This is a genomic window from Flavobacterium artemisiae, assembly GCF_042678225.1.
GTDB lineage: Bacteria > Bacteroidota > Bacteroidia > Flavobacteriales > Flavobacteriaceae > Flavobacterium > Flavobacterium artemisiae.
In genome coordinates, this window is the sequence record NZ_JBHUDZ010000018.1 from 408,052 (window position 1) to 415,435 (window position 7,384).

Genomic DNA, 7,384 nt, shown 5'->3' on the forward strand with positions numbered 1-7,384 from the left:
GGCAACTCTAAAGATGTTTATCCTGTTTAAGATTACATTCCCTTAAAATGTTTTTAAATGCTGTTCAAAGGCTAATAATGCGATCTCATTTAGAAAATTATTTATCATCTCGTCATTATTAAAATCCTGCTCTTTCATTACGCTATCTTTAACTAATTCTCCACCGAATATTTCCTTTATAAATTCTGGAAGCATATTGAGAATATTTGCGTCAGCAATTACTTTTTCAGGAAAAAACAGCCTCGCAATTCTTTGTTTCATTAATACATCTGACAGCTCATAAACCTCTGCTAAGCGATGGAATATACTATCTCCTGCATTCTTTCCATAAATACCTGCCCCTGCATTCAAAACCAGCTCACGTAATTCCGAAGCATATTTTTTCAAATATGCTTTACAGTTTTCTTTTATCAGAAAATAATCGTCATAATCAATTTTTCCTTCTGAAAAAAGCCTATGTGCATTTAAGCTTCTGTCAATTGATCTGTCCATTGCTTTTCCAATCTCACTCTTTTTAATTTGATAGTCGAGCTGTCTTCCCTTATCAATCTTTTTCAATAAATCATTGGCTCTTTTAGAGAAAAAGACATCAATCTTGATATCTTTAAGAAACAGCTGGAAACCTGCATTAATATAGTCAGCTCTGATTCTATATTTACATTTTCCGGTACAATGATAGTAATAGTATTTCCTGCTCCTTCCCTGTGAAGAACTTCCTGTTAGTGTTTTCCCACAATCAGGACACAGAAGAATTCCTCTTAATAAATAGTTTTCATTAAGAACTCTTTTCTTTTTAACCAGTCTTGAGTTCTTTATATTTCCTAATACTTTTTGGACTCGTTCAAAAAGCTCCAGAGATACAATTCCTGTATGCAGTCCGTCAATAATCCTGCTTTTTTCATTTCCAATTTCAGGAATTTTAATCTGACCGCAATAAATAGGATTTCTAACTAACATGTAAAAGGCACTTCTACTGCATTTTAAGCCTTTAGCCATAGCCTCTTTATATATTTCTGACAGCGTAACTCTTTTTGCCTTAATTATTTCTTCAAATACTTCCCTAATTATAAAAGCTTCAGGGGCATAAGCAGCAATATACTTTTTCCCATCTGCTGTTATTTTATTCCTATATCCTAAAGGAGCCTTATTAATCCAGCGGCCTTCCAGCCTCGCTTTCTGAAGACCTAGACTTACGTTCCGGCTTTTTTTATCATTTTCAACTTCAGATGTCGCCAGATATACGGCAAGTATGATTTTGCTTTCGGGTATAGAAAAATCAATCGGCTGATCAATGGCTTGGAGCGATACTCCTAATTTTTGAAGTTTCTCAAATATTATGTAAGCATCTGTGATATTACGGCTAAATCTGTCCCAGCATGTAAAAAGAATAGTCGCAGGAGAACTTTTAAGATATTTGATCTTAGTAATTAATTTATTCCAAGCTGGACGGTTAAATGTTTTAGCCGAACAATCCTCAAGAATTGTTTCAGTAATAACGAGACTGTTATATTTACAGTAATGCACAAGCCGTTCTAACTGGCTGCGCTGGGAATATCCTTTTACAGCCTGCTCATCGGTACTTACTCGTATGTACAGATACACTACAGGCATAAGCAGGTAGATTTTACGGGGAAATCATTATTACTTAAAACGTAAAATTTAGCAAATTATTAGATACGCAACGTGCTAAATACAAACCGCATAACTACTTACAAGTTTATCAATAAATTGTATTTGAACAATAAAAATCTACCAGCCAGCATTAAAATAACCTTATATTTTAATGTGTAATTCTTGAAAAACTGCTAAATATACTAGGTAGCATTGCTTTGTACAATACAGGAAACATTCTGGCAGAGGGTCGGTACTTATACCTCCGATTTTGTCTTAAATACAACCCTCTAAACCGTTTAGTCGGTTTAGAGGGCTAAAGTCACCCCTTTTAAGCCCCTGGCTTATGCTTATGTGGCTTAAGCTCCGGATGCTTTTCCTTATTTGGTGGATTAACACGCGGTCTTCTATCGGGAGTACCGTCCTCTTTTTTAGGTTTCGGTCCCGGCTTAATGGCTTGAATTTCCATAGCAAACTGTTTTAGATTATTAAATAAATTTGTTTGTACTCATCACAAATATTCTTACTAACTTTCATTCCTTATTACGGAAAACCATAATTCGAGAAAGAAATAAACCAATTTTTAACTCCAATGGAACAACAATTAATTCATAGAGCCAAAGAAAGACAATCCCGTCTTAACTTAAAACATTCTTTTCAAATCCTCGATGATAGTTGTAGAATTGTATACTAGTTTATTCCTATAAACCATTTTAGTTTTTATAATTTTTACATCAATCCCCAACAGGACATCTAAACCAAATTTATAAAGCCAATGAAAGACAGATAACTACATATAATAAGCCAATTTCTTCAAATCATTCAAAAAAAATGTTGAAATTTGTCCCGTTGGGGTCACCACACTGCCAAATGGCGCCAATTGAAGACAATGGGCGCCATTTTCATTTGAATTATCAATAAATGTAATTGCCATCATAATTGGTTTTTAGGAATCACTCCCAAACAAAAACGGTTGCTATTTCTGCATTAATTGCTGTTCAACTGCTGCCAAAAAATGGTTTATTTCTCCCAGTAAATACTATAAACCTAAAGACAACAACAGACTAAAAAATCAGATCAATCCAGCTGAAGATGGCGGGCATTCAGATTTTGCAGGCAATTATCAGCACCCAAAATCACAAAACCCAGGTCAGGCTCGAATAGACTTTATTGCCGCTGCTTTTAAACTCCTGAACGGGCTCCCGCCCTTCCCCCAATATCGCAGAGAGCAGCTCCTTGAGCCCCGCAAAAGTGCTGGGCTTCACCGCATAGAGGTCCGCGCCGAGCTCAAAGGCGCGCGCAATGTTCTCAGGACTGCCGCTGGTGGAGAGCATCACCACCCTGACGGCCTTTAAAGGACCTGCTGCCTTTCTGAGTTCCTCAAGGCATTCGAAACCGGATTTTTTAGGCATATTGATATCCAGAAATATGATTTCAGGGAGCTGTCCCGAGCTTCGGTAAAGTGCATCCAGCAGCGCCTGCCCGTCGGCTGCCTGCTGCACATCAACCAGCAGGTCGAGCTCATCCACGGCATCGGTGAACAGCAGGCGGTCGTCCTCATCGTCGTCTGCGTGGTAGATAAGTGGGGTGGAATTCTGTTTTTGCGGCATCGCTTTCAAATTTTAGGGCAGTCCAAGACAAGAGTCTATGGATCTGCAGAGCGTTATACTAAAAATTAATACAAGACTTGAAATAGATAAACGATTGATTTATATCCGCTTGGGCGGTGGTGAGCAGCAAATATACGGCTAATTTTTAGAAAAAGTACTACAAAGGAGTTAAATCACTGCAGTTCATCGAAACTTTTAGCATTTCACCGAGAAATGGGCGGGCAAGCATAACCCGAGTCAATGCAAGCCTTTATGTAAATTTTCTGCCATTGGATGCGGCTCAAATCAGATTCGGCATGAATTACCCTTTCCTCTTCATTTCAAACATTCCATAAAGCAGGCCTTTAAACAGCTATTGCAGTGACACGGCATCTTGAAGATTCTCCGCATTTATAAACGCGGCGATATACTGCTGGGCCTCATTTTTCTTTTCAGCCCCGGTTTCAAAAGTATTGATGTGGAATTCCTCGTCCTGGTCAAGTATGTGGATGATCTCCGTGTAGCCTTTGGATATAAGGCTGCCTTTGAGTTTGATGACAGTCAGCTGCTGGCGCGGGTCCAGATCTTTTCTCACCTTTAATTGTATCGCTTTTTCCATCGAAGATCTGTTTAATATATTACAAAGTCCGGTGTCCCAAATTTATAACTATTTTTATTGCCGGATGCCGGGCATCCTGTTAAATTTCTTTGCCGCTGCTAATCAGGTCCTGTTTTAGTGCTTATTTAAATGAAATTTATTCCGATTTAATATCATTTAATGAAGCGCGTCCATTTAGAAAAGATCCGCAGGATATTTTTACGGACGCATTCGCCGCATTTTGCCGTTATGCTCAAGCGGCCGCACAATAAATTTGTTATCTTTGCCGCCTTTGCCCCACACAAAGAATCAAATTTGGAAGATTTGAATTAGACGGTCCTGCTCCATGCAGGACCTTTTGTTTTCACTTGCCTGCATATGCCAGACGATGAATGTTTAATACGGGAAGCTTTCCAGCAATTATATATGACCGCGGTCTTCTATCATAATCAGATAGAGCATAAAACCGATAAAAAAATGCTTAATCTAAAGGCGGACTGATGTCATTGCGGACGGGCGCTGGAGACACCAGGCCGGTTAAGTGTAAAGACCTTATCGGCAGCCGGCAGTGTCCAGTCTATTTCAAGCACTTTGATGATCAGCATTCTGAAATCAGATAAAGATGCCGGTTTTACTGCATAAAAATCTGCGCCAAGCCTCATCGAGGCAGTTATTGTCTCGGGATTTTTTGAAGTGGAGAACATTAAGATCCTGAGAAATTTCAGATCGTCCTGTCTGCTTCGGATTTCGCGAAGACAGTCGAATCCATTCTTCATAGGCATATTGACATTCAAAAAAATAATATCCGGCAACGGCTCAAGATCCATGCAGAGCAGCTCTGAGAGCTCTTGTCCGCTTTGAAGCATCCGCAGGTCGATTGACGGGCAGACCTCCGACAGCACCTCCCCGAAGATCATCCTGTCATCCTCATCATCATCAACAAGATATATGCTTTTAATAACATTCCGGCGCATTGATAAATCATTTAAACAATTTTATAATTCAAAATCAAATCCCGCCAACATTGCATTAGCCAACAATTTGATTCAGATTGCATTGGGACATAAAATTACAAATTGTTTAAGTATTATCAAAAAAAATTAAACAGAAAATAGAACAGCAGAGCCGAAATTTACACAGCTTGGCCAAATGCGGCGCTGCCAATTGTCAGACGGCGGAACTCCAGAATTCTATTTTTTAATCACCTTTAAAGCAATATCAAAAACTATCGTCCAAAAAAGACCGCAGGCATATCTGTTTATGCCAGGCCGCCGAAACGTTGATGCATTGTGAAAATGTTAAATTAAACGGCCTGTCCATCAATCCCTCCGGCAAATAGATTATTTTTGCATTTTCAGGACATCACACCCCGCCAAATTGCATCACGATAAGCAGATGGAGCAGAAAGCAGATCTAAAGGAAATTTTTCAGGTATTCATAAAGCTGGGCACAATCGGCTTTGGCGGTCCTGCGGCACATATTGCGATGATGCATGAGCAGGCGGTTGTAAAACGCAGATGGATGACCGAGCAGCATTTTCTGGATCTGCTTGGAGCAACCAGCCTTATCCCCGGCCCCAGCAGCACCTAAATGGCAATCCATATAGGTTATATCAAAGCAGGCTGGAAAGGGCTTCTTACCGCTGGATTATCTTTTATCACGCCTTCTGTTTTCATTACCGGTATTTTTGCCTGTTTAAACCGCACTTACGGACAGCTGCCCGAGGTACAGCCTTTCATTTACGGGATTAAACCAGCAGTCATAGCCATTATTATCGGGGCAGTTTATCCCCTGGCCTTAAAGTCTGTAAAATCTGTATTTTTAGGTTTGACCGCGATAACTGTTTTAGCTGCATCAGCAGCAGGAGTCAATGAAATTTATCTGCTCTTTGGATCAGGTCTTCTCGCATTGGCTGTCTTTCATATTCAAAAAATGGGAAAAGGCAGTATGCAAAGCTTTGCGCCGTTTGCCTGGGTGGCTGTCCCTGAAAATGTCTTCTGGCAGGCAGTAAATTCCAAACTCTTTTTGGCCTTTCTAAAAATAGGCGCTGTTCTTTACGGGAGCGGCTATGTGCTTTTTGCCTTTGTAGACACAGAACTCGTTGCAAAGGGGCTGCTCACAAGACAGCAGCTCATTGATGCCATTGCAGTGGGCCAGTTCACGCCCGGACCGGTATTTTCATCGGTCACTTTTATCGGCTATCAGATAAACGGCCTTTCTGGAGCGGCGGTATCAACTGCGGCAATTTTTCTCCCGTCTTTTATTTTCGTTGTCCTGCTTCATCAGCTGATGAAAAAACTGCGCACTTCAAAAGGACTGGCCGTGTTTATGGATGCTGCTAATGCGGCTTCTACAGCACTTATTGCCGCCGTATGCCTGGCCATGGAAGAAGACGCCATTATTGACTGGAGGACAATGGCAATCGCCGCCGTAAGCTGCACTGCTGTTTTTTCGCTTAAAAAATTAAATAGTGCTCTGGTGGTTACGGGAGGCGCCATCCTTGGTTATCTTTTGGCCGCTCTGTAATGCAGACAATCAAATAAAAAAACAGCTCATGCGTCGTAAAGCCTTAGTTAGAATACCTATTTCAAAAATTCAGCCCTGCACCGCTAAATATTTCTTTTAAAGGATACAGCCATCAATTTGCAAATGCAGTCAAAAGAAAATCTTCATTCAGGCGGCGAATAAAAAAATCCCCAGTCTGCAGACTTTAATGCAGTCCATAGTTTTCTTGATGTGGGTATCATATAAAGCTGGTGGTTGGAATTACGGCCTCAAGATGAAGCCTTGGACTTGCTGTAAACAGGCTGCATCTACTTCTTTTTCTGCTGTCCCGGAGCATAGGCTTTGGCGCTTTTACCGCCCGTCATTTTTTTGGCCTGTCCCGGAGGAACCTTGCCTGAGGATGTATGGACATGCGCACTGCAGCTGCTAAGCATCAGCACGCTGAGCGAAAGGAGAACGCTCCCGAATATTTTATTTTTTAGGCTTTGCATAAAGTATTTTTAAAATGCTATCAGACAAATATAGCCAATTTTATTTTTCATCTAGCAGTTAAAGTATCTATATTAAAATTAACAGGCTCAATATTATAAAATAAATTCTAAATTATTTATTCCGGACATTTTTTGCAACTATAAAGATAAATATCATAGTGGACTATTATGTTAACGGTTTAATATAAAAAAATATTAATGTAAATAATTATTTACTAAAACTTTGTTACAGCATCTTTTTAATTTTTACAAGAAAATACAGCAAATAAATTATATCTGCCTAGAATGTTAATATGTTAAGAATCTTTAAGCACAGTGATTAGGCACTTTTGAAATCTGCTAGGTAAACAGCTTATAATCAATAACGAATAAATAATAAATTAAGGAAATGCAATATCTCCAATGTCTTAAAACCAGATATCGACTTTATCGGATATGGGAATTATATAAATTTTAACGCTTAATTATGAAAATTGAAAAATAGGAATATTCAGATATTTGAGCGATACGCATTTAACAGTTTTTAGATTACAACATCAATAACAGCTTATCGTATTAAAACTGAAAAAAAAAAAAAAAAAAAAAAAAAA

6 protein-coding genes and 1 pseudogene are annotated in these 7,384 nt (G+C 39.2%); 1 reads left to right on the top strand and 6 read right to left on the bottom strand.

Features of this window, described 5'->3' with window-relative positions; genetic code table 11:
* Positions 1-42: 42 nt before the first annotated feature.
* From ACFSC2_RS21625 to ACFSC2_RS21650, 6 genes are all read right to left on the bottom strand, one after another.
* Positions 43-1,611 (bottom strand): recombinase family protein, encoded by a 1,569-nt coding sequence (locus ACFSC2_RS21625; protein ID WP_379813175.1) that lies wholly within the window; start codon positions 1,609-1,611, stop codon positions 43-45.
* 331 nt (positions 1,612-1,942) lie between these two features.
* Entirely contained in the window at positions 1,943-2,080 is a 138-nt protein-coding gene (locus tag ACFSC2_RS21630) for a hypothetical protein (RefSeq protein WP_198999512.1), read from the bottom strand.
* A gap of 321 nt (positions 2,081-2,401) precedes the next feature.
* The gene (locus ACFSC2_RS21635; RefSeq protein WP_379813176.1) at positions 2,402-2,548 is read right to left on the bottom strand and encodes a hypothetical protein; all 147 of its coding nucleotides are present in this window, start codon (positions 2,546-2,548) and stop codon (positions 2,402-2,404) included.
* Positions 2,549-2,747: 199 nt separating this feature from the next.
* A complete protein-coding gene (locus tag ACFSC2_RS21640; protein ID WP_379813177.1) occupies positions 2,748-3,221 on the bottom strand; it encodes a response regulator in 474 nt (157 codons plus the stop codon).
* 352 nt (positions 3,222-3,573) lie between these two features.
* On the bottom strand, positions 3,574-3,819 hold the full coding sequence (locus ACFSC2_RS21645; RefSeq protein ID WP_379813178.1) for a hypothetical protein: 246 nt from the start codon (positions 3,817-3,819) through the stop codon (positions 3,574-3,576).
* Between the two features lie 482 nt (positions 3,820-4,301).
* A complete protein-coding gene (locus ACFSC2_RS21650; protein ID WP_379813179.1) occupies positions 4,302-4,772 on the bottom strand; it encodes a response regulator in 471 nt (156 codons plus the stop codon).
* Positions 4,773-5,193: 421 nt separating this feature from the next.
* On the opposite strand from ACFSC2_RS21650, the pseudogene chrA reads away from it, so the two are divergent.
* Positions 5,194-6,324: pseudogene (gene chrA / locus ACFSC2_RS21655) on the top strand (chromate efflux transporter).
* Positions 6,325-7,384: the final 1,060 nt, after the last annotated feature.